The following is a 21,509-nucleotide window of genomic DNA, read 5'->3' on the forward strand; positions in this document are numbered from 1 at the left end:
GCGTCACCTCTTAAATTTCAATCTCAACGATTGTTCCTTTAGTCTCCTGGCTGGAAATATGGATGGTGCCCCCGTGGGCCTCCACTAATTCCTTTACAATCGAAAGTCCGAGGCCGGAGCCGCCGTTCTCGCGCGATCTTGACTTATCCACTCTGTACAGCCTGTCAAATACATATTTAAGATCTGCTTGCGGGATTCCCTTACCTTGATCCTCAATCAGGATCTTTACTGTCCCTTTTGCAGTTTGTTCAGCATGTACAGCTGTTTTCGTATGTTCATCAGAGTATTTTAAAGCATTATCAAGCAGGTTATAGATTATTTGCTCGAACCTTAATGGGTCAGCTGACAGCGTAAGCCCTTCTTTACAGCAAGTCTGAAGCTCTATGTTTTTCCCGTTGAACGCCGGCTTGACTTTTGCTGTAAGTTCCCCCAGTATCCTGCACAGGTCGATTTCCTGCTTCTGGATTGTAAAATTGGTCTGGTCAATCTTGGCTAACTGGAAAAGGTTGTCAATTAAGTTACCGAGCTTTGCAGATTCATCCTGGATGATCTCTAGGTATTCCCGCCGTTCACTGTCTGGCAGGCCTTCCCGCAGGGCGATTGCTGTATAGCCCTGCATATAAGTCAGGGGAGTACGCAATTCATGTGAGATGCTGGCCAGGAAATCAAGGCGGCTTTTCTGGATAATCTTCAGGTCGCTGGCAAGCTTCTGGATGGAAGTGGACAGCTCTCCTAATTCATCTTTGCCGGCGGGAGGAAGTTTTACCTGAAAATGGCCTTTGCTTAGTTGCTCAGTTGCTTCCTTCATTTTGATCAAAGGGCGTGTCAGGAACTTGGATAAAATAAAATAGATAAAGGCAATCGCCAATAGGCTAAGAACACTTGCAAGAAAAAAGTGGCGGTTTAATTTTTCAATCAGCTGCCTCATTGGAGCGGTATCCTTAAACATATACACATAGCCTTCTTGGCCGGAGCTGCTGAACCGGGTCACTGTCGCAAGATAGCGCATTTCCCTCCAGTTGGATTCAATAACAGTCCCATTTCTTGAAACATCAGAAGAATGCCTTGTCATAATTTCTTTCATTCTTTTAGAAACGCTTCTCGAACTTACAATAATCTGTTTATCTAAATCAGTAATGACGACCTCTGTTTCCGTCTTTGATTCCATTAGCGCGATATGGCTGAGGGTGCCTTCAGTATAACTGTCCTCCAGCACATCCCGGTGGCTGTTGCCTCTTGAGAGAATGGAATTGAACTCCTCCTCCACCCGCGAATCGATGATATTGTTGTATAAATAAAACATTAAAAAAGATTCCAGGACTAAAACAGCAAGTAGAAACCAGGCAGCCAGCTTTGTCGATATTTTATTCATAAAGTCCCTCCGTTTCCAGGCCAGGCGCTAAGCAGATGAGAGCCGGCATTACCTAATATATCATTAACATTTGCAAAAAATTTGAAGATAACTATTCTAAAGGGACGCTTTTGGAGAACAAAAATCATCAGGTAGGGGAAATATAAATGTAAAGCTATCTACATAAATTCTGCATTTTTATCTGAAATAATAAAACATGTTAAAAGAAGGAGGAAGAAAATGATGAAAAAAACACTCGCTATTTTGATTTTTACGCTGACCCTGATCCTGGCGGCATGCAGTTCTAACAATCCGGACAACACAAGTGAAGACAATGGAGGAAACAGTACAGAGCATCATCAGAATGGCCAATCAGCAGGAGAGCAAGAGGATCATGCGGGAATGGACCATTCAGAAATGGATCATTCAGGCAGCGGGGAAATCCCTCAAGGCATGAAGGAAGCGGAGAATCCGAAATATAAAGTGGGAAGCAAAGTGATCATTGAAGAAGGACATATGCCGGGGATGCAGGGAGCCGAAGCAACCGTTGCTGCTGTATACGACACGACGGTTTATACAGTTTCCTATGACCCTGTAACAGGGGGCGACCGGATAGAAAACCATAAGTGGGTTGTTCACGAAGAGCTTCAAGATGCAGGAGAGGAGCCCTTTGAACCGGGCAGTGAGGCCATCATTGAGGCGGAGCACATGGAAGGGATGAAAGGGGCGGCTGCTATCATTGATACAGCAGAGGAGAAGACTGTCTACGTCATCAATTTCACTCCTAAAGATGGGGGAGCGGAAGTGAAGAATCATTTATGGGTCACTGAAGAGGAACTTTCTTCTGCGGAATAAGGTACTGAAGCATCTGCTTAAGCGGCAGGTGCTTTTTTGTTTTAGAAGCGGGGCGGAAATCCCTCCGAACGCTCACTTATAATTTGCCTAAGCGGGTGAATAAATTGTATTGACAAACTTGTATATATAAGTTAAATTTTAAGAGAGCTCAGTATTTGTATATACAAGTTAATGAAAGCGCTATTATATATTTATGCTGATTATAAAATATGGGGGAATACCTATGACGAAATATACAGGCCCTGCAAATGAGCTGCTGGAGCATATCGGCGGCCGGGACAATATTGCAGCGGTGACACATTGTGTGACACGCATGCGCTTTGTCCTGAATGATCCATCCAAGGCTGATATTGAGAAAATCGAAAACATTAAGCTTGTAAAAGGAACCTTCACACAAGCCGGCCAGTTCCAGGTAGTCATCGGCAATGAAGTTTCCAGCTTTTATAATGAATTCACTAAGATTGCCGGTGTAGAAGGCACTTCAAAAGAGGAAGCCAAAACAGCGGCCAAGCAGAACCAGAATTTGCTTCAGCGGATGATGGGGCATATGGCAGAAATTTTTACACCATTGATTCCCGCCCTTGTAGTCGGCGGTTTGATTCTCGGCTTCAGAAATGTAATCGGTGACATTAAGCTCGTGGAAGATGGCACCAAGACGATTGTTGAGATATCCCAGTTCTGGGCTGGCGTCCATGCTTTCCTGTGGCTGATTGGGGAAGCGATATTCCACTTCCTTCCTGTCGGGATCACCTGGTCTGTTGCCAAGAAAATGGGTGCATCCCAGATTCTCGGAATCGTCCTTGGTATCACATTAGTATCGCCGCAGCTGCTGAATGCCTATGGCGTTGCCGGGGCAGGGGCAGGAGATATCCCGCAATGGGACTTCGGGTTTGCCCAGATTGATATGATCGGCTACCAGGCACAGGTCATCCCTGCAATCCTGGCTGGTCTGACGTTAGGCTTCCTGGAAACAAGATTGCGCAAAGTGGTTCCAAACTCTATCTCAATGATTGTTGTTCCTTTCCTTGCCCTAGTGCCGACTGTTTTGATAGCGCATACAGTGCTCGGCCCTATCGGCTGGCAGATCGGTTCAGTGATATCGGATGTCGTATACTCAAGCCTGACGTCTTCATTCGGATGGCTGTTTGCGGCAGTGTTTGGCTTCGTTTATGCACCGCTAGTCATCACCGGCCTGCATCATATGACAAATGCCATTGACCTTCAGCTGATGAGTGAGCTTGGCGGAACAAATCTTTGGCCAATGATCGCCATCTCAAATATTGCTCAGGGCTCAGCAGTATTAGCCATGATCTTCATCAACCGCAAAAATGAGGAAGAAAAGCAGGTTTCCATCCCTGCGGCCATCTCCTGCTACCTTGGCGTAACCGAGCCTGCGATGTTCGGGATCAACCTGAAATACGGGTTCCCATTCCTGGCTGCCATGATTGGATCGATGATTGCAGCTGTTGTTTCTGTAGCGAGCGGAGTCATGGCCAACTCAATCGGTGTTGGCGGACTGCCTGGAATTCTTTCCATCCAGGCGCAGTATATCGGAACATTTGCCATCTGCATGATCATTGCGATTGTCGTTCCATTCGTCCTGACAACCATCTTTGCTAAAACAGGCGTAAAGAATTTTACTTTTAAAAAGCAAAAGAAACAGAGTGCAGCTGTCTAACTGCATACAGGAAGGGGGACGGGTGATTCTCCCTTCTTTTTTTCTTTGCTTGATAAAATTGAGAATGGAGATTTGTCCAATGAAAAAGAAGTATCTCGATATCTGCCAAAGCATCACAGAGCAAATCAGGAGCGGAAGGATTAAACCGGAAACCTATCTTCCATCTGAGAATGAAATGGTAAAAGAATATCAGGCTTCAAGGGAAACCATTCGCAAAGCTTTGAATCTCCTTGCTCAAAATGGCTATATTCAAAAAATCAGGGGAAAAGGATCCATGGTCCTCAATACTTCTAAATTCGACTTCCCAGTATCCGGGCTGGTCAGCTTCAAGGAGCTGGCAGGCAAGATGAGCGAACCTCCCGAGACTATTCTTAACGGATTGAGCCTTGGAGAAGCCGGGGGTTTTATCAAAAAAGAGCTGCAGCTGGAGGAAGGCGATCTGGTCTGGGACGTCCTGCGGACAAGAAAGATGGGAGGAGAAAGAATCATTCTTGACCGCGACTTTCTGGCTGAGAAGCATGTTCCCCATCTGACTGGTGATATTTGCAGGGATTCCATCTATCAGTACCTTGAAAAAGAATTGAACCTGAACATCAGCTTTGCCAAAAAAGAAATCATCGTAGAGGAACCAACCGATGAGGACCGCTCCCTGCTGGACCTTGATGGCTTCCAGAATGTAGTGGTCATCAGGAGCCATGTATACTTGAACGATGCCAGCCTATTCCAGTTCACAGAGTCCAGGCACCGTCCGGACAAATTCCGTTTCACCGACTTTGCGAGAAGAGCTCTCCATTGAATAAAACTATCAAATGCCGGCCATTGCCCGGCATTTTTTTATGTTCTTTTATAACCTCTTCTGTTTCAATAGTCATATTTTAGGGAATACCTTCAGGAAATCATACAACAATGCTTACATAACCTGGAGGGGGATTTATGAAGAATTTTAAGGTGTTTGGCATTATCCTTCTGCTCATGGCAGGAATCCTGGCCGGCTGTACAGCGCAGGCTGCCGAGGAGGAAGGGACAGTCACATTGAGGCTTGCCCATAATCAGGGCACAACACATCCGATACATACTTCGCTGACAGAGTTTGCAAGATTGGTAGAGGAAAAGACAGATGGCAGTATGAAGGTCAAAATTTACCCGAGCGGACAGCTTGGCGGGGAACGAGAGGCACTTGAGCTGACTCAGACCGGTGCGATTGACTTTGCCAAGGTGAGCGCAGGCTCGCTTGAGAACTTTTCAGAAGTCTATTCATTGTTCAGCCTTCCTTATTTATTCGACGATAAAGACCATTTTTATAAAGCGATGAACAGCAGCACCGCAAAAGAGGTTTACCAGACTACGACTGATATCGGTCTGAGGGGACTGACGTTCTATGAGTCAGGCACAAGGAACTTTTATACAAAAAACAAGCCGATTATGCATCCTGATGATCTGAAGGGGCTGAAAATACGTGTCCAGCCGAGCCCGACAAACCTCAAGATGCTTGAGCTGATGGGCGGGTCGCCGACGCCGATGTCCTTCGGTGAAGTCTATACGGCTATGCAGCAGGGTGTCATCGACGGCTCGGAAAATAATGAAACAGCACTGACGGATAATAATCACGGAGAAGTGGCAAAGCAGTACAGCTACAGCGAACATGCCATCATCCCGGATATCCTGATTATCAATGAAAGCAAATGGAAGCAATTTACTGCTGAACAGAAGAAAGCTATAACAGAAGCGGCAGAAGAGTCTTCTTTTTACCATAAAGAGGTTTGGCGGAAAGCGACAGAGAAGGCGATAAAAGACGCCAAGGATATGAATGTCACATTCAGCAGGCCGGATAAAGAGCCTTTCATGGATGCTGTACAGCCGCTGCATAAGGAGTTTGCAGAAAAGAAATCGACCGGAAAATACTATAAAGAAATCCGGGACATGGCTGAAGGCAATTAAAAGGGGGAGCTATCATGCAGACTATGAAAAAATGGATCGATCTGAGCATTGCCTTTGTGACCTGCACCCTCTTGGGTGTGATGGTCCTGATGGCCATCTGGCAAGTGTTCACAAGATATGCGCTGGATTCGCCAAGTACGATTTCAGAGGAGTTTCTCCGGTATTCGCTGATATGGGTTTCCATGCTCGGCGGAGCCTATGCCTTCGGAAACAAGAAGCATATCGCAATCGAGTTCATCGTACAAAAGCTGGAAAACAGGAAGAGGCTTGCCGCAGCTATCCTGATTGAGCTGATTGTCCTGGCATTTGCTGTATTTGTCATGATTGTCGGCGGGTCTAAAACAGTTGGGATCTCTATGGAGCAGTATTCTGCCGCACTTGGCCTCCCGATGGCCTATATTTATCTGTCCCTGCCAGTCAGCGGCGTCTTGATTGCCGCTTATACGATCATCTCCATCAGGGAAATCTCCGCAAATAGAAAAGCGGACTTATATTCAGAAGAAGTAGAGACTCCAGAGCCCATACATATTAATAAGGATAGAAAGGAGGGGCTGGGATGACAATCACAGCAGGACTTCTATTGCTTTTTGTATTCTTTCTGCTCTTATTTCTGGGCGTTCCCATTGCCATCAGCATAGCCGGTGCCTCTCTTGTCACCATGCTGGTTTTGTTTCCTTTTGAGATTGCCGTATTCACAGCAGCGCAGAAGATGGTGGCGGGGCTCGACAGCTTTTCCCTGCTCGCCATCCCGTTCTTCATCCTGTCAGGGGTTATCATGAATAATGGCGGAATCGCGATCCGCCTGATCAATTTTGCGAAGGTCCTTTCCGGGAGGATGCCCGGATCGCTCGCCCATACGAATGTAGTCGGGAATATGCTGTTCGGTTCAATTTCCGGTTCCTCCGTTGCCGCTGCAGCAGCAATCGGCGGAGTCATGTCTCCGCTTCAGAAGAAGGAAGGCTATAACCCGGCGTATTCTGCTGCGGTTAATATCGCATCGGCACCGACAGGGCTGCTGATTCCGCCAAGCGGCCTGCTGATCGTCTATTCCCTTGTCAGCGGCGGGACGTCGATTGCCGCGCTCTTCATCGCCGGTTATATTCCCGGCATCCTTTGGGGACTTGCTACCATGGTTGTAGCATATGTGATTGCGAAGAAAAAGAATTATCCGATTGCACCGAAAATTACGTTCAGCCAGGTGATGAAAGTATTCCTCGATGCGATTCCGAGCCTGCTGCTCGTGTTCATAGTAATCGGCGGAATCATTGCCGGGGTGTTCACGGCAACAGAAGGCGCTGCCATTGCGGTTGCCTATTCTCTCATTCTCTCGATGTTTTATCGGACATTTAAAATAAAGGATGTTCCGAAGATGCTGATGGAAACAGTGGAGATGACAGCCATCATCATGCTTCTGATTGCTGCATCGACCATTCTTTCCCTTGTCATGGCATTTACCGGCATTCCTGAGGCCATCAGCAGCGGCATCCTCAGCCTGACCGATAATCCGATCCTGATCCTGCTGCTGATGAACGTCATCCTGCTGATTATTGGGACTTTCATGGATATCACGCCTGCAGTCCTGATATTCACGCCGATATTCCTGCCGATTGCCACGAATATCGGGATGGATCCGGTGCACTTTGGCATCATGATGTGCCTCAACCTTTGCATCGGAAGCATCACACCGCCGGTAGGAAGCGCCTTGTTCGTCGGATCCAGCGTCGGCAAGGTGAAGATCGAGCAGCTTGTGAAGCCATTGCTTCCATTCTACGCTGCCATCATCGTTGTGCTGCTCCTTGTTACTTATATCCCGCAGGTCAGCATGGTGCTGCCGGGACTGTTTGGACTATAAAATAAAGAAGGGCTGCCTTTAGCCATAAGCTGTTCAGATATAGTGGGAAAAATCACAGACTAAACAGCATACGTTTTAGTGGAATATGTAGTACAGTACTTAACTAACCAAAAAAGCTTGGGATATCCCAGGCTTTTTACCTTTGGATGTTGGGTATTTATTAAACGCACTCAATGGCTGAACAGTTGAATAGGCGATTCTCCTTTAACTTTAACATTTTTAAACAAGGAAACTAGATTATCTGCTAATGAAAATTTATAGACGGAAAAATTCCCTTTATTTTAAAAATAGTGCTGAAAACAGCTTAAATAAAGGGAGAAATTCCCCTTATATGACTCGAAACCATAAAAAAAGATAATTTTTCTTTGCATAGAGGGAAAAACTCCTCTTAATTTTCCAAAAAACAAAGCTGATTTGTATTTAACAGTAAAATCTCCTCTTAATTCACTGGAAGCCCAATCTTCAGCTGCAAGGAGCAGAAAACTAACTGTGGCCAGGCGCCCTTTTGATTTTTCCGTATAATTCCAGCTATCCTCCGATAAACTAAAGTCATCATCTGCCAGGAGGAAAGATTATGGAAGATCTGCTGCATAACTGTCTTCTGATTTTCGGAAGGATCATCACCATTCTGCCTTTATTGCTCTTTATTACTCTTTTTATGGGGAGGCGCTCGATTGGCGAGCTTCCTGTTTTTGATTATCTGGTTATCATTACACTGGGGGCGGTGGCCGGGGCGGATATAGCTGATCCCTCCATCAGGCATCTGGAAACAGGCTTTGCCATTATTGCCATTGGCCTTCTCCAGCGGCTGATTGGGAGATTGAAGATTTCAAAGCGGAAATTCGGAAAACTCATCACTTTTGAGCCGGTCATTGTGATACATAAAGGCAAATTCCTTAGTGCCAATTTAAAAAAGTACCATTACAGTATTGATAACATCCTGCAAATGCTGAGGGATAAGCAGGTCTTTGACGTTCAATATGTGGAATTAGGGATACTGGAGGGAAACGGAATGCTGAGTGTCCAGCTCAAGCCTGCACAGTTGCCTGCCACTAAGGGAGACCTGAATATGTCCGGAGGCTCTTCACAAATTGCCTTTCCTCTCATCGTTGAAGGAACGGTATACCGGGAGGTTTTGGAACGGTTTGACGTAGATCAGGACTGGCTTGATTCGGAGCTGTCCCGGCTGGGCATCTCCCGGCTGCAGGAAATATTCTTTGCTTCTATCAGCCCTGAAAAAGAACTGCATATCTCCCTGAAAAATGAACAGGCACAATCCATACCATCTTTGTATCATTAGCCCATTATACTTGCGGCGGTCCTTAAAACAGCAGCACCAGCTCCTACTTATTATCGGGAACTGGTGTATTATTTGCTTTTCGTATGATGGCTATAAAAATTCTGGAAATTAAAAAAGTAATGGTTAGAGAAAAGAAACTGATAAGAGAGTTCCAACCTTTTTTAAATTTAATCAAGCTAGTTCTTTTTTCAAAAAAATGTTCGACTAAAGCCATTGGGATGCTAAAGCAAAGTGCTTTCATCAGAATGCCCATTACGCCCGATGTTTTAGTTGCCTGGTTAAAATAGACGCAGGTGATCGGGTAAAGCAAATAATCGAAAATGAAGCTGACGTCAAATGACTTCACCAGCTTAACCGGATAGGTTATAAAGCCTTTTCTGACAAGCAGCTTGTCGATGATGGAGGACAGGTATCCCTTAAAGAGAAAGATCAGCATCCAGTCTTTTACCGGAGGCTTTCTCATCAAATTGATAAAAGATATCAATCCAAAGACAAGAAGAAATTTCAATGTGTTTTTCTCAAATTTATCCATGCTGTATCCTTCCCGGCTGTGTAATTATTAATGTTACTATCCCAAGGAAGAGGGGGATGTATTCATCCTGGTTTGTTTTGAACAAGGCAGCCTCTGGGAAGGGGGTGGCCCCCTTTTAGAATAAATACATTGGCATCCAGGTCACTGTGAAGGTACTTGTGGTGATTATTGCTTCTCTCTGCTGAAAAGAGAATGGGAATCTAATTTAAATTTATTATTCTGTATTGACAAACTTTTCCCGGAAATATAATATAAGAAGTCCTGCCAACTAAAAATTGGCGTTAGGGGACTGTGAAAGGTTCATTCTTATGTGAGGGGATGGATTGTGATGGATAAAGAAAAATTAATGGAAAGCGCACGCGCTGTAAAACAGGCTGCGTATGCACCGTACTCCAATTTTCCAGTAGGAGCAGCTTTACTGCTGAAAGATGGAACCGTTATCAACGGAGTGAATGTTGAAAATGTTTCCCTTGGGGCAACCAATTGCGCCGAGAGGACGGCTATTTTTACTGCTATTGCAAATGGCTATAAAAAAGGGGACTTTCAGGCAATCGCGGTTTCCGGAAATACGGCTGACTTCCTGCCGCCATGCAGCATCTGCAGGCAGGTGCTGGCAGAATTCTGCTCACCGGACATGCCTGTTTACTTAACAAACGAAAAGAAAGATATAGTGGAACTGCCTCTGAAAGAGCTATTGCCTTACGCTTTTACTGATCTGGAAATGTAAGATCAATTACATGAGCCTGCTTCGATACACTCGAAGCAGGCTTTTTCTATGCATATATACAGAGAATACCTTTCAGCCGGGAGGATGATACTAATACAATAAAGACGGATGAAGGAGATTGATCATGAATACGATCAAGCCGATTAAAGTGGGAACAAATAAGACCAGCCCGAAGGAGCCTTTAACATCAGCAGAGATGGGAAAGCTCTGGGCTACCTATATGGGAAACAGCATGTCAAAATGTATCCTGGCGTACTATCTGCGGCATGTGGATGATCCGGATATTAAAGCCTTACTGGAGAATGCCTCTAAATTATGTGCGGAATTCCTGAATATCACAGAGGGACTTTTAAAAGAAGCTAATTTTCCTATACCAGATGGTTTCAATGATAATGATGTCAATTTAGAAGCTCCCCGTCTGTTTCACGACGACTTTTATGTCCATTACTTAAAATATGCAGCAAAAGCCGGGATAAGTATATACAGTGTAGGCTATCCGATTGTATTCCGGGAGGATATTGTAGAATTTTTCAGGTATTGCACGCAAGCAACATTGGATTTAATGGATCAGATCAAAGAGATTCTGATGAAAAAAGGATTGATCATGAAGCCTCCATATATCCCGGTGCCCCATAAGGTGGACTATGCCCAAAAGGATTTCCTAAACGGCTTCCTTGGGCGGGTCAGGCCGCTTCACGCCCTGGAAATTGCCCATTTATACGACAATATTGAAAACAATGTCACAAGCAAAGCCTTTATTATGGCCTTTGCCCAGACAGCGAAAAACGAGAAGATCCGGCAGCTTTTTCAAAAAGGGGCCAGCATGACGCATAGCAACCTGGTGCGGTATATGCAAAAGCTGCATGATGAAAACTTGCCTTCGCCAACCTTCCTGGACGACCTGGTCACAGACTCTACCTTTGCGCCATTTTCTGATAAACTCATGCTTTTCCATAAGATGGACATGTTTTCCATGAAGATCAGGGCATTCGGCAATTCACTGGCTGTAAATGGCAGGCATGATATCGGACTCTTATATTCAAAATCCCTAATGAATATCACTCAATTTGTCACTGAAGCATCGGATATTATGATGGAGAATGGCTGGATGGAAAAACCCCCCGAAGCAGCGGAGAGGCAGAACCTGGCTTCCAAATAGTTAAATCAGTCAGCTTCTATACGGGAGGCACTAGAAAACAGCCGCAGCTAAGCTCGGCTGTTTTCTAATCTTGCTATACAACTCTATCCACATTCGTTTCTTGAGGCACTGCCAGTTTATGCTGTCTTCTTAAGCCAAATACAACTCTCAGTCCATTGTACCTGCGTATTGCTGCATGATGAAAAATCATAATTACTGCAAATGCAGCCGTTGCAAGAAAAACAAACTTAAAAGGAATACTCCAATCTAAATGAGCAATCCAGAAGCCTGAAACGATTATGACAGGCTGATGAAGAATGTAAAAAGGCATGGCCGCTTCACTCGCATAAGATAGTGCTGGAGTGGAAGTATTCAAATGCCTATCCCCCAGGAAAAAAATGAACAGCAGGACATTCCATACTAAAAGAACGCGAATAACAGTGAAGATATAAAAGGCAGCAGTCCCATAAGCGGGAAAGCCTGACATGAATACCCATAAAATATAGGCTGCTAAGCTGACTGCACTGATTGTACCTGTAAGCTTGCCGCTATTTCGTGCAAAACTTCTGAATGACTCCCGGGCAAAAAAATAATAGCCATAAGCGTACAGCAGCAAGTAAAACAAAATCCCCCAGCTAGCCAAATTTAAGATATCATTCGCCCATAGAGCTGCCACTGTTAAAGGCAGGGGCAAAAACAAGTAATGGGAAATGGCAAAGGAACCATTTTGAATATGCTGTCTCTGCCTCTCATTTAGGAAGAAAGGCAGAGTTAGGGCTGAAAAAATCAGGAGCATCAATAGGTACCACAGATGATGGCCGAAAAAGGCAAAGTTTCCACTTCCGCCGATTTCCAAATACAGACCATCAAAATAATGGGGGAAGAATTGAAAGAAAGAGCCTTCAAACTGTTTGCCGGTCAGCCTCTCTATATAAACTTGAGGAGGTGAGAGGATAAAAATGCCCAAAAGCAGCGGAATGCCAAGGCGGGCCGCCCTTTCCTTCAAAAATGCTCCGGAGTGGCGCTTTTTCAAAGCGTGATAGGTGCTGATTCCGGAAATGGCAAAAAAGACAGGCATGATCCAATTGCCGACAGCCAAGGAAAACAGTTCTATGCAGGTTCTATTGATTTCGTCGTTCTTTACATGCCATTCAAATGAGTTAAAGAACATCGAACAATGGTAGAGAAATACAACCAGCATCGCTAATACCTTAATCCAATCTAAATCATAATGTCTGCTTTTCTCCTGCCCCGGCAGTACCATATAGTTCCCCCCAAGATATGTTCAGTGCGGCTATGTATCTCACAGCCGGTTCTATATCAATATTTCAATAGATTACTTGCCTTTATTCAGTGTATATTAATATTTACAAATATAGTATATTATTACAAAAAATACGGAGGTTTGCAGATGATTTATGACCATGTCAATAAAACCATATCCACAGACCGGCTGCTGCTTAGATTGTTCCAGGTTTCCGATGCAGAAACAGTCGCCAGGCTCTGCGACAACTATAATCTTTATAAAAGTACTTTGTACCTGCCCTATCCCTATGTAGTAAATGACGCCCTTTCCTGGATGGAGAATCATCTAAATAATTTCAGCAGTGACCGATCCTATGAACTGGCAGTGACGGGTAGGGAAACCGGTGAGCTGTACGGTGCGATTGCCCTATCCAACAACCAAAATTTCCGCCATGGCGAGCTGGCTTACTGGATAGGTGAGGAATATTGGGGAAAAGGCTATGCCACCGAGGCAGCAGAGGCAGTCATCAGATTTGCATTTGAAGAAAAGAAGTACCACAAAGTGTTCGCCCGCTATTTTCAGTCCAACCCGGCTTCAGGGCGGGTCATGGAGAAGCTCGGCATGAAGGAAGAAGGAATCCTCGCTGACCATGTACAGAAGGAAGGCCGGTATGAGAGCCTGGTGTGTTATGGACTTATAAACCCAGCAGATAAATAGGAACCTTTATAAGGGCTGTCCGTACTAGTATTGAGGTGATCAGATGATAGAAATGCTCCTGCTTTTTGTATTAATGCTGCTTGCAGTGCTTGCCCGCTGGCTGGTTTACGGCGCCTTTGAACCGATGCAGTTTACACTCATTTTTCTGCTTCCTGCAGCAGCTCTTGCTGTTTATATCATCAGCAGGAAGCTGGCGGAGAAAGAATGGACTTATCAGCCTAAAAATATTCACGGGTGGTCCTACTATAATATCCAAAAAACGCTCCTCATCCGGAAGCCGCTTTTTAAAGGAGATGAGCTTCGGGGTTATGTGAGGCGCTATTTTCCGCACAAATGGCAATATGCCTTTGGCGATATTATTGGATTTAACTGGTATCTATGCCTCGAGATCCAGATTGGCCAGGATCTCTATGATGTGCGGTGGCACCGCAAGAAATGGCTGACCAGCCAGGAACATTGGAGCATCTTTAAAAATGGGGAAAGGATTGGCGAAGCCCGTACACTCATTAATATGAAAAATACGGCATCCTTAAAAGAAGCCATCCAGTATACGATCAATGATGACACCTATCTTTCCTCTGCAGCAACGATATCGTCCGCAATCTCGCTGACGCGGGAAGGAGAACAATGCGGAACTTTGAAGCGGCATCATCTTTTAAGCAGCGTCTTTGTGATTGCTCCCCATGAAGGCAGCAGCCCAGAAGCCATTGTGGCTTTAATCCTTCATTCATACTTTTTTAAAAATAAATAATGGAGTTGGTTGTTTTGTTATTAGTCAGTTCGTGCCTGGCGGAGCTGGAAGTAAGATACAACGGCACTCATTGCCTGCATGAGAAGATCCGGCAATTGATTGATCAGAATAAAGCCGTATCCATCTGCCCCGAACTGCTTGGGGGATTTCCCGTGCCACGGGAGCCTGCAGAAATTACAGGCGGCGATGGAGGCGATGTCCTGGACGGCACGGCAAGGGTCATCGAAAAATCAGGCAGGGATGTAACTGAATTATACATAAATGGCGCCTATGCGGCCCTTAAAAAAGCGGAAGAGCTGCAGGTAAGTACAGTCGTGTTAAAAGAATTCAGCCCCTCATGCGGCAGCAGTGTCATTTACAACGGAGAATTTACAGGAGGGAAAGTGGCAGGGGAAGGGGTGACATCTGCCCTGCTGAAAAGGAATGGCATAAGAGTAGTTTCAGAAAAAGAGCTGGAAGAGCTGCTTGAAGCTTTTCAGCTATAAATCAATAGACTGTAATTTTATGGGGTATCCCTGTTATTGTAAAGGGAAACAAATAGTGTTAACCTTGTACAGACATAGTGTCCTTCCTATGTAAAAAGGAGCGATTCACTATGCTTAGTAAGGCGGAACACTTACTAATCAGCAGAGAGCTTGGACGTTTAAGAGATGAACTTATGCTATGCAGCGATGACCAAGTAAGGAAAAGCATTCACCAGGACATACTTTTACTCCGCAGGGCGTTAACAATTACTGCTAGAAAATAGCAGTTTTTTTATGCAGTTTTTCCTGCCATTGATGCAAGAAAAGTGAAGAGGGCCCGGCACTGAGCCCTCCATTGAGATATTAAGCGGGAAAAGACCTATTCGATAGTGTGTTTCATAGCCTGGTACATCTTCGCAGTATGTGCATCCAGTTCATCCCGGGACATACGCAGACGTTCGACAGAAGAGCCATAGCCGATTTCTTCTTTGCCCTCCGCCAGTCCTTTAAAAATTCCATCTGCGAATTCATTCAAAGGTTCGCCCTGGGTATGGAGTCCGGCACCGCCTAAGTCCGTGTTGACTGCAGGAGGAGCGATTTCAATCACTTCCACTGGTGTTCCGGAAAGCTGGTGGCGCAGGCTGACGGTAAAGGAATGGAACGCTGCTTTCGTAGCGGAATAGATTGGTGCAATGACGAGCGGCGTAAACGCCAGCCCGGAAGTCACGTTGATGATGGCCGCTTCCGTTTTCTTTGCCAGGAATGGAGCGAACAGCATTGAAAGGTGGAAAGGCGCCTCAATATTTGTAGTGATTTCTTTGTTAAAATAGCCCCAGTCCTTCTTCGCATCTGCTTTCAGCACATTAAAGCGCTGCTGAATCCCGGCATTGTTCACCAGTACATTTACCTCAGGATGATTTTCCTCCACCCAGTCAAACAAGGCCGATCGCTCTGATTCCACAGCCAAATTACAAACTCTTATAATCAGTCCAGGGAATTTCTCCTTAGCTTCCTGCAGGACACTTTCCCGCCGGCCGCAGACAATGACAGTATTGCCGGCATTAATAAATCTCTCAGTAAAAGCCAGCCCGATTCCTGCAGCACCGCCTGTAATAAGTATTGTATTTCCTGAAAGTTTCATTCTGGCACCTCTTCTCTTTCAATTGATGATTTCCCCTATCCACATAAAACTGTCGATATCCCCCCTATGATTGTTGATAATCAAGATATCCACAGCAGGATTTCCGGGATTTGCCCATAATCGAGCCATATCCACAATAAGATGATTGAAAACCTTTGCTAATAAGAATGATATCCACAATTACTGTATACCCCTTCGAAGAAAGGTTCATCCGGCTTTCTGCAGCATCATCATAAGGCTCTGGAAGCAGTACAAGCCAGCAAACTGTTTTACCCGGCAGGAATTTGCCGGAAAGAATCGAAACTATAATAGTATAAACAATGGGAGGGTCATTTATGAAATTAGCAGAGGCCTTGATTTTACGTTCGGATTACCAGAAGAGGGTCGAGCAATTAAGGAACCGGCTGAGCCAGAATGCGAGAGTCCAGGAGGGGGATCTTCCGAATGAGGAGCCTCAGGTGTTAATGGAAGAATTGACAGAGATCCTGGTAAAACTAAAAAGCCTGATTCAAAACATTAACCGCACCAATATCCATACCCCTTATGATCAGTCGCAGTCGCTCGCTGACGCACTCACAAGCAGGGATCTGATCGGGCAGGAACGAACGATTTACAGCGACCTGCTGGGGCATGCAACCATCCGGCATGACCGCTATTCACGGTCGGAAATCAAATATGTTTCAATGATTGATGTGAAAGAAACCCAAAAGTTTGTGGATGAATTATCCCAGAGATACAGGACCCTGGATGTAAAGATTCAGGAATTGAACTGGAAAACAGAATTGATGGAACGCTGATTATTGCTATGGAAGTTGGTAGCGTACGGGAAGGCGAATGCCAAACCCTGCAGCAGGGTCAAGCTGCACTTAATGGTCGGGGTTCGGGGTGGCCCTGAGGTTCAACTCCTCATTCACAGCTCATACCCAGTATTGTAACCTCAGAACCATTTACAGATAACACCTAACAACCGGGCATTGATTCTCGTTTCGTGAGGGCGGATAGGGGAAATAGCAAAATTTGGCATGGGCGCTGATCTGAAGGATCGGTGCCCTTTTTATTTTTACAGAGCGGGCTGGATAAAAGAAGGAATGGGAGGAAGGATAATACAATCAGGATGCAGATAAGGTGGAAGGCTATGAATAACTATACGAATGACAATACAGCCCGAAGGTACAGAGCGCATGTGAGCATTTTGGGAACTACACAGATCCATCTGCGGAACCCCTATATCATTGCCTGGTGGAGCGCTGCCTTTCCGGGTTTTGGCCATCTTCTTTTATCAAAATATCTTCGGGGATTTGTGCTATTCATTTGGGAAGTAGTCGTAAATATTAAATCGAAGCTCAATTTAGCAATGGTATATTCTTTTCAAGGAGAAATTGAAAGGGCAAAAGAAATTTTGGAAGTAAGGTGGCTGCTGATTTATATCCCGGTCTATATCTTTGCCATCTGGGACAGCTACCGGACGACGGTCGATTTAAATCAGATCCATGTACTCGCAGAAAGGGAGGAGCATCAGTTCAACTCCTTCAGCATGGGAGCTATGGAGATAAACTATCTAGATAAGCGCAATCCCGTTATGGCGATAATGTGGTCGTTTTTTGTGCCGGGCTTGGGCCAGTTATACATACATCGGATTGTATCTGCTTTTTTCACTATCATCTGGGTGGTCGTCTTTTTTTACTACTCCCATGGCCTTGAAGCTCTTTCGTACTTATTTATGGGGGATATTGAGAAATCGACGGCTGTCATACATGCGGAGTGGCTGTTATTTTTCCCGTCCTTATACGGCTTTTCATTATATGACTCTTATATCAACACCGTAGAGAACAATAAGTTATTTAACAAAGAACAGCGGGCATATTTCAGGAAAAACTACCAATCATCCTCTTTTCGGATTCTAAAAGGTCAGAAGGTGAAATGACTAATGCAGCTGTTTTCAACATTTGAACATAGCAGTTCACTCGAAATGGCGGTTTCTACTCTGGAGAAGAAGGGAATTAAGCGTGAAAAAATCTATATCGTCCCTTTGGATAATCGCCAGGAGAAGCATAAGCTGTTCGATGGCCTGAACCGTTCTGATGGAACTTCCCTTATTGACATCGGGGCGGCGCTCGCGACTGCCTTCTCTGTTGTCGGGGCTAGCATCGGATTTAAGTTAGCATGGGGTCCGATCTACTGGGGGCTGATTACCGCAGCTGCCGGTTTCTTAATTGGTGTTGGTATCCGCCTTTTTACAGAAGCAATCGTAAAAAAGAAAAGAAGGCAGCTGAAAGGAGTCCATTCTGAGGTCATCCTCATTGTAGAATGCGAGGACGCTGAAGGTGAGCTGGTTGAAAATATACTGTTTGGCCATTATGCACTTGGAGTGGCGAAGGTGAAGTGAATAGAGGAGGAAGAATTCAGGCTGCTGTTCAGGCGGCTTTTTCTTTTGGAAAGTAATATTGTACCATATCCAGGCTGATCTTGGAGAGAGCCCTTATCATCACTTTCTTTGCGTGCTGATCCTGCCGGGATCTTCGAAGGAAGAGGCTTCAATAATCATTGTAGATTATCAAAAGTTAAGGTGAACGGCCCTCTCAAAACTGGGCGGTTCACCTTAAACGGTTTGCTTAACTAAGCATTGCGGCCGAAAATGACATAGTCAGTTGAGATGGGGAGAATATCAATAATGCTATTTGTATTTAATAGATTATCGAGCTGGCTTCCCCTTTCGGTGACTATCTGCGTTTTATTATAAATATCGCCATTAAAGTTTGTACTCAGCACAATTCCGTTGAGGAACACGTTCTGTGCATTTCCATAGGTAATCGTTCTTGTTTGTCCAGGCGCCAGTGTAAAATAAACATCTCCATCAAAGTTGGCCGGGTTTTCGCCTTGCCGGACGAGGAGAGCAATTTGCAGGGTGGCTGCGCTGCGATTATTAAATGTCTTTTGTGCCATTATTAAACCCCCTTTCCTCTATATTCTATGAATACTGATTGATATGGAGAGGGCTTGTATAATAGGGAAAATGATCATTTCTGTTTTTTAAAGAAAAATAGATGAGGGAACCTCTGATCTGAGGTTCCCTCGCTTTATTAATTCTGGCTCATTCTTCGCTTGGCACGCAATCTGATCAGCTGGAATCTTATGAAGCACCCGATGCAGAAGCCGAGGATGGCAACGAATGCAGCGAGAGCGACCATGATGGTGAAGATATGGCCCAGGACTGTGAATCCTAATGAATAGGACACCAGTCCTCCGGCAAGGCACACAACTGCAATAACCTGGTTGAACTGCTGCTGGTCCCATTCCTCAGGGATATAGGCAGACGGTTCTTTCTTCAGGAATGTTCTGGCGGCCCGCATGATGGGGTTGAATCCGAACAGGAGGCCCATCAGACCGGCAATAAGCGGGATCGCTAAAATCCACTCCTGCCCGGTCAGCCAGCTGGCAACAACACTGATGACAATGAACCATTGGTTGGTCCTGACGAGGAGACGGGGAATTGAACGTACTGTTTCTGCCATTTATTAATACGACCTTTCGTATAGGGATTTGAGGTTTTATATTATCATACTCATTTTGCAGCAGTTTTGAAAGTGAAAAGTATTTCTCTAATTATAATTATTTTTTTATAATAGACAGTTTAAATGGGGTATCCGCCGGGTAAAAATTTAGTTGTAACAGCTGTTTTTACCTTTAAGTTCCCCGGTCAATATCATCTTAAGACCTACATAGCAAGAAAATCATTTTACAAAATCATCCTTTATTGTTGTATAAAATTTCCTTAACTAGAAAAGATAAAGGTGATTAATTTGAGGAGGTTATGCAGTTTGGATCAGAATAAGGATAAGAATATGCAAAAGGGCGATGATGTGAAGCGCGAGAAGCTGACGACCCGCCAAGGCCATCCTGTAAGAGATAACCAGAATATACGGACGATCGGCAACCGCGGTCCCGCTACACTTGAGAATTACCACTTTATTGAAAAAATCTCCCACTTTGACCGTGAGGAAGTGCCTGAGCGCGTCGTCCATGCACGCGGGTCAGGGGCATTCGGCTATTTTGAGACATACGGAAAAGTTGGCGATGAGCCAGTCGAAAAATATACCCGCGCGAAAGTATTTTCAGGTGCAGGGAAGAAGACCCCGCTGATGGTCCGCTTCTCCACAGTGGCAGGGGCGAAGGACTCTCCTGAAACAGCGCGTGATCCGCGCGGTTTTGCAGTAAAAATGTACACTGAGGATGGAAACTGGGATCTGGTCGGGAACAACCTTAAGATTTTCTTTATCCGCGACGCGATGAAGTTCCCTGATATGATTCATGCTTTCAAAGCTGATCCTGCTTCAAATGTGCCTAACCCTGAGCGGATGTTTGATTTCGTTTCCCGCACGCCTGAAGCCACGCATATGATCACATTCCTGTTCTCGCCATGGGGCATCCCTGCGACTTACCGCCATATGCAGGGCTCTGGCGTTAATACGTACAAATGGGTCAATGACAAAGGTGAAGCGGTGCTTGTTAAGTACCATTGGGAGCCAAAGCAGGGCATCCGCAACCTGACACAGGAAGAAGCGAATATGATCCAGGCGAAGAACGTGGGGCATGCTACACAGGATCTGTATGAAGCGATTGAACGCGGCGACTATCCGGAATGGGAGCTGTATGTGCAGATCATGGAGGATGACTACCATCCTGAGCTGGACTTCGATCCTCTAGATGATACGAAGCTTTGGTCGGAAGACAAATTCCCATGGCTGCCGGTTGGCCGCATGGTCCTTGACCGCAATCCGGTTGACTTCCATGCCGAGATTGAACAGGCTGCCTTTGGAACAGGTGTCCTGGTCGATGGAATGGACTTCTCCGACGATAAAATGCTCCAGGGACGCACTTTCTCATATTCTGATACCCAGCGCTACCGCGTCGGCGCCAACTACCTGAAAGTGCCGGTCAATGCACCAAAAGCGCCTGTCCGCACAAATCAGCAGCGTGGCCAGATGGATGTCCGCGATCCGAAGGAATCCGGGGACAATCCGCATATCAACTATGAGCCATCCATGCTCGGCGGTTTTGAGGAAGTGGGAGAAGCGAGCCCGGCACCGCATCAGCCGACTTATAATGCAGCAGCCATGAGCGCGCCGATCGACCGCCCGAACAACTATGGACAGGCAGGGCATACCTATCGCAGCCTGGAGGATTGGGAGCGCGATGAGCTGATCAAGAACCTGTCCGAAGCGCTTGCTGCGTGCAATAAGCGCATCCAGGACGCTATGGTCGAGCACTTCACACAGGCGGATGAAGATTACGGCCGCCGCGTGAAGGAAGGCATTGAAAAAAGAACGAAAGAGCTGAACGAAATGTCTATGGAAGACAATGTTCCCGGCCGTGAAGCAGGACAATCCAAATACGGCCAAGGCTCATTGTCTGCCAACGAGGCAACGAGAGAAGCCGTGGACAAAGGCCACGAAGCTGATCCATATTAATACGCTATAAGCCGAAGGGCTGCCCGGGACATCAGGATGACTGGTGGGCCGGGCGGCTTTTTTTGTTGGAGAAGGATCTGGATATGGGGGGAGGATGCTGTGAGTCACTCAAGAGAGTGAGTCTATTCAGAGTGTCTCCCGTTTTGACCAAAGTAGAGATGGACTGCATATAAGCAGTCCATCTCTTTTACAGAGTAAGCAACATCAAAGCATTCTCCATGATTGGAGATTGAGATTCGTTTGTTAGGTTCTGTATTGCAGTCGTAGTACCAGCCTTTTCCATATATAAGTGGAGATTTTCTTCAAGTAGATCCAGCGTTGCTTTCAAATGGCGGGTGAGCATTTTTTTTT

The 21,509-nt window shown here is 45.5% G+C and carries 22 protein-coding genes; 16 read left to right on the top strand and 6 right to left on the bottom strand.

Annotated elements, in window-relative coordinates; translation table 11 throughout:
- Positions 1–10: 10 nt before the first annotated feature.
- Positions 11–1,372, bottom strand: coding sequence for a sensor histidine kinase (locus ABU165_RS04970; protein WP_148949945.1), 1,362 nt, complete (start codon positions 1,370–1,372; stop codon positions 11–13).
- A 219-nt stretch (positions 1,373–1,591) separates the two neighbouring features.
- Between ABU165_RS04970 and ABU165_RS04975 the strand changes: the two genes are divergently transcribed.
- The 7 genes from ABU165_RS04975 to ABU165_RS05005 all read left to right on the top strand — a co-directional run bounded on the left by ABU165_RS04975 (position 1,592) and on the right by ABU165_RS05005 (position 8,974).
- Entirely contained in the window at positions 1,592–2,206 is a 615-nt protein-coding gene (locus ABU165_RS04975; RefSeq protein ID WP_318059684.1) for a YdhK family protein, read from the top strand.
- Between the two features lie 223 nt (positions 2,207–2,429).
- Complete coding sequence (gene treP / locus ABU165_RS04980; RefSeq protein WP_094767933.1) at positions 2,430–3,884, top strand: PTS system trehalose-specific EIIBC component; 1,455 nt, start codon at positions 2,430–2,432, stop codon at positions 3,882–3,884.
- Positions 3,885–3,963: 79 nt separating this feature from the next.
- The gene (treR, locus tag ABU165_RS04985) at positions 3,964–4,680 is read left to right on the top strand and encodes a trehalose operon repressor (RefSeq protein WP_318059685.1); all 717 of its coding nucleotides are present in this window, start codon (positions 3,964–3,966) and stop codon (positions 4,678–4,680) included.
- 137 nt (positions 4,681–4,817) lie between these two features.
- Positions 4,818–5,822 (top strand): TRAP transporter substrate-binding protein, encoded by a 1,005-nt coding sequence (locus ABU165_RS04990; RefSeq protein ID WP_129613165.1) that lies wholly within the window; start codon positions 4,818–4,820, stop codon positions 5,820–5,822.
- A 14-nt stretch (positions 5,823–5,836) separates the two neighbouring features.
- Positions 5,837–6,382, top strand: coding sequence for a TRAP transporter small permease (locus ABU165_RS04995; protein WP_318059686.1), 546 nt, complete (start codon positions 5,837–5,839; stop codon positions 6,380–6,382).
- Entirely contained in the window at positions 6,379–7,674 is a 1,296-nt protein-coding gene (locus ABU165_RS05000; RefSeq protein WP_318059687.1) for a TRAP transporter large permease, read from the top strand. Before ABU165_RS04995 ends, ABU165_RS05000 begins: the two co-directional genes overlap by 4 nt.
- A 574-nt stretch (positions 7,675–8,248) precedes the next feature.
- The gene (locus ABU165_RS05005) at positions 8,249–8,974 is read left to right on the top strand and encodes a DUF421 domain-containing protein (RefSeq protein WP_129613167.1); all 726 of its coding nucleotides are present in this window, start codon (positions 8,249–8,251) and stop codon (positions 8,972–8,974) included.
- A gap of 43 nt (positions 8,975–9,017) precedes the next feature.
- Here the strand turns inward: ABU165_RS05005 and ABU165_RS05010 are convergent, their stop codons facing one another.
- Positions 9,018–9,506 carry a CBO0543 family protein gene (locus ABU165_RS05010; RefSeq protein WP_318059688.1) on the bottom strand — a complete coding sequence of 163 codons (489 nt, stop codon included), beginning with the start codon at positions 9,504–9,506 and terminating at the stop codon, positions 9,018–9,020.
- 328 nt (positions 9,507–9,834) lie between these two features.
- Between ABU165_RS05010 and ABU165_RS05015 the strand changes: the two genes are divergently transcribed.
- Positions 9,835–10,233 carry a cytidine deaminase gene (locus ABU165_RS05015; RefSeq protein WP_318059689.1) on the top strand — a complete coding sequence of 133 codons (399 nt, stop codon included), beginning with the start codon at positions 9,835–9,837 and terminating at the stop codon, positions 10,231–10,233.
- A 124-nt stretch (positions 10,234–10,357) separates the two neighbouring features.
- Positions 10,358–11,392, top strand: coding sequence for a DUF3231 family protein (locus ABU165_RS05020; protein ID WP_129613170.1), 1,035 nt, complete (start codon positions 10,358–10,360; stop codon positions 11,390–11,392).
- A gap of 73 nt (positions 11,393–11,465) precedes the next feature.
- Here the strand turns inward: ABU165_RS05020 and ABU165_RS05025 are convergent, their stop codons facing one another.
- Positions 11,466–12,635: an acyltransferase family protein gene (locus tag ABU165_RS05025; protein WP_253618846.1), complete on the bottom strand. Its 1,170-nt coding sequence runs from the start codon at positions 12,633–12,635 to the stop codon at positions 11,466–11,468.
- Between the two features lie 147 nt (positions 12,636–12,782).
- Here ABU165_RS05025 and ABU165_RS05030 point away from each other — a divergent pair, with 147 nt between their 5' ends.
- Genes ABU165_RS05030 through ABU165_RS05040 form a run of 3 tightly spaced genes read left to right on the top strand, consistent with a single transcriptional unit; the run spans position 12,783 to position 14,570 of the window.
- The gene (locus ABU165_RS05030) at positions 12,783–13,334 is read left to right on the top strand and encodes a GNAT family N-acetyltransferase (RefSeq protein WP_318059690.1); all 552 of its coding nucleotides are present in this window, start codon (positions 12,783–12,785) and stop codon (positions 13,332–13,334) included.
- 43 nt (positions 13,335–13,377) lie between these two features.
- On the top strand, positions 13,378–14,085 hold the full coding sequence (locus ABU165_RS05035; protein ID WP_318059691.1) for a hypothetical protein: 708 nt from the start codon (positions 13,378–13,380) through the stop codon (positions 14,083–14,085).
- 14 nt (positions 14,086–14,099) lie between these two features.
- Positions 14,100–14,570, top strand: a complete 471-nt coding sequence (locus ABU165_RS05040) for a 2-thiouracil desulfurase family protein (RefSeq protein ID WP_318059692.1) — start codon at positions 14,100–14,102, stop codon at positions 14,568–14,570.
- 358 nt (positions 14,571–14,928) lie between these two features.
- Here ABU165_RS05040 and ABU165_RS05045 read toward each other — a convergent pair whose 3' ends face one another.
- The gene (locus ABU165_RS05045; protein WP_318059693.1) at positions 14,929–15,690 is read right to left on the bottom strand and encodes an SDR family oxidoreductase; all 762 of its coding nucleotides are present in this window, start codon (positions 15,688–15,690) and stop codon (positions 14,929–14,931) included.
- A gap of 335 nt (positions 15,691–16,025) precedes the next feature.
- Between ABU165_RS05045 and ABU165_RS05050 the strand changes: the two genes are divergently transcribed.
- The 3 genes from ABU165_RS05050 to ABU165_RS05060 all read left to right on the top strand — a co-directional run bounded on the left by ABU165_RS05050 (position 16,026) and on the right by ABU165_RS05060 (position 18,076).
- The gene (locus ABU165_RS05050) at positions 16,026–16,487 is read left to right on the top strand and encodes a DIP1984 family protein (protein WP_318059694.1); all 462 of its coding nucleotides are present in this window, start codon (positions 16,026–16,028) and stop codon (positions 16,485–16,487) included.
- A 338-nt stretch (positions 16,488–16,825) separates the two neighbouring features.
- On the top strand, positions 16,826–17,614 hold the full coding sequence (locus tag ABU165_RS05055) for a hypothetical protein (protein WP_318059695.1): 789 nt from the start codon (positions 16,826–16,828) through the stop codon (positions 17,612–17,614).
- A gap of 3 nt (positions 17,615–17,617) precedes the next feature.
- Positions 17,618–18,076 (top strand): hypothetical protein, encoded by a 459-nt coding sequence (locus ABU165_RS05060; protein ID WP_009794455.1) that lies wholly within the window; start codon positions 17,618–17,620, stop codon positions 18,074–18,076.
- A 230-nt stretch (positions 18,077–18,306) separates the two neighbouring features.
- On the opposite strand, the gene ABU165_RS05065 is transcribed toward ABU165_RS05060, so the two are convergent.
- Together ABU165_RS05065 and ABU165_RS05070 are read right to left on the bottom strand one after the other, a co-directional pair.
- Positions 18,307–18,633 carry a hypothetical protein gene (locus ABU165_RS05065; RefSeq protein ID WP_009794454.1) on the bottom strand — a complete coding sequence of 109 codons (327 nt, stop codon included), beginning with the start codon at positions 18,631–18,633 and terminating at the stop codon, positions 18,307–18,309.
- Positions 18,634–18,770: 137 nt separating this feature from the next.
- The gene (locus ABU165_RS05070; RefSeq protein WP_318059696.1) at positions 18,771–19,202 is read right to left on the bottom strand and encodes a DUF4395 domain-containing protein; all 432 of its coding nucleotides are present in this window, start codon (positions 19,200–19,202) and stop codon (positions 18,771–18,773) included.
- Between the two features lie 330 nt (positions 19,203–19,532).
- Here ABU165_RS05070 and ABU165_RS05075 point away from each other — a divergent pair, with 330 nt between their 5' ends.
- Positions 19,533–21,158 carry a catalase gene (locus ABU165_RS05075; protein ID WP_318059979.1) on the top strand — a complete coding sequence of 542 codons (1,626 nt, stop codon included), beginning with the start codon at positions 19,533–19,535 and terminating at the stop codon, positions 21,156–21,158.
- Positions 21,159–21,509 lie beyond the last annotated feature (351 nt).

This window comes from Cytobacillus sp. T106, assembly GCF_040492155.1.
In the GTDB taxonomy this organism is placed as follows: Bacteria; Bacillota; Bacilli; order Bacillales; family Cytobacillaceae; genus Bacillus_AB; species Bacillus_AB infantis.